General features: G+C 33.2%; 1 protein-coding gene. It reads right to left on the bottom strand.

Annotated elements, in window-relative coordinates; all coding sequences use genetic code 11:
* Window positions 1–257 precede the first annotated feature (257 nt).
* Entirely contained in the window at window positions 258–1433 is a 1176-nt protein-coding gene (locus WKT09_RS13615) for an IS256 family transposase (protein ID WP_340416551.1), read from the bottom strand.
* Between the last annotated feature and the right edge of the window lie 93 nt (window positions 1434–1526).

Raw genomic sequence — 1526 nt, 5'->3', positions numbered from 1 at the left:
CGTTTCACTTGGTACCGTCAAGAATTATGTGTAAATAATAAAAAATGTTAAGACATTCTAGAAAGTTATTTCGGTGTATTAATTTTTAAATTATATAAAATAAAAAAAACGAGTATCAGTATGGAGCCATGCTTGGTCAACACTGAACTCGTTCCTTTGTCCAGTACTATTATGGCTTACGCAGTATTTATTTATACATGTATCGGGTGGTGGATGCGGGAGACATTGAACTCGTTCCTTTGTCCGATTTTTCTTTTTTAATTTACTAATTTGTATCTTTCTTCGAACATACTTTTAAGTTCTGTTTGCACAGATGAAAATTCACTAATTTTTCTTTGCACCCATTTTTCATTGTACTCGACTGAGAGTAAGTAAATGATTTTTTCTACCGCACTTTCACTTGGTAAACTGTTCATTGGTTTAAGTCTTTTCTTAATGTCCTTTATGGCTCTTTCAATTGTATTAGTGGTGTATATCTGCCTTTGAATAACCGTTGGATAATCATAAAATCTAATCAAATCATCGAGTTCTTCTTCCCATGATTTGATCACTTTCGGATAAATAGTCTTCCATTCATCTTTAAAGGTATTAAATTGTTCTACCGCATCTGCTTTATCATTTGCGTTGTACACTTTCTTCAATGCTTCAAAAACTTGTGATTGGTCTTTCGAACGTACTTGAGACTTGGTGTTACGCATTTTGTGAACGACACAACGCTGAACATCAGCCTTAGGATAAACTTCTTTAAATGCGATGTCTAAACTTGAAAGTCCATCAAACACCCCTAATAATACCTCTTCAACTCCACGGTTTCGTAATTTACTCAACAATTCCTTCCATCCTAAAGCACTTTCTTGGCCGCCTACATGAAAATCAAGTACTTCCTTAATTCCTTCGTCATTAATTCCAATAATTAGATAGATAACTTCGTTATCAACATCTTGTCGACGTAATTTGAAATAAGTTCCATCGAGATAAAGTACAGAATAACGCTTTGATAATGGTCGTTTTTTCCAGTCTTCTATGTCATCTAAAACAACATTAGTAATATTACTTATCGTACCAGCAGAATATTCTTTTCCGATGATTCTCTCGACGAATTTACCGACTTCTCTTGTGCTGAATCCATGTTGATACATGTTTATAATTGTTTCACCTAACCACTTTTCTCTTCTTTGATATGGATCAAATACGTGGGTTGTAAAATATCCCTCACGATCTCTAGGTACTGATAAATCAGGTATGTGGCCGTATCTTGTATCTAGACTACGTTGATAATATCCATTCTTACTACTATTCAAGTCAGGATTTTCGATCTCGAAGAAGTTTTTCATTTCTTCACGCATAATTAATTCAAGCTTTTCTTTTACAAATTCATTAACTAACTCTCCAATATGATTAGATAAAACATTATTGGTTATACTGTTTGACATAGGTAGGTCTCTCCTTTTTATTAGTTTGATAACTTAAGGATGTCCTACCTTTTTTATTTTAATCATTTTACACAAACTATTATACGTCATCTT

The sequence above is a fragment of the Pseudogracilibacillus sp. ICA-222130 genome (assembly GCF_037892545.1).
Classification (GTDB): domain Bacteria; phylum Bacillota; class Bacilli; order Bacillales; family Amphibacillaceae; genus Pseudogracilibacillus.
This window is presented reverse-complemented; position numbering and strand designations above follow the sequence as displayed.

Excerpts from the sequence above, each read along its gene's own strand:
- WKT09_RS13615 (WP_340416551.1), bottom strand. The coding sequence starts at position 1,433 with ATGTCAAACAGTATAACCAATAATGTTTTATCTAATCATATTGGAGAG.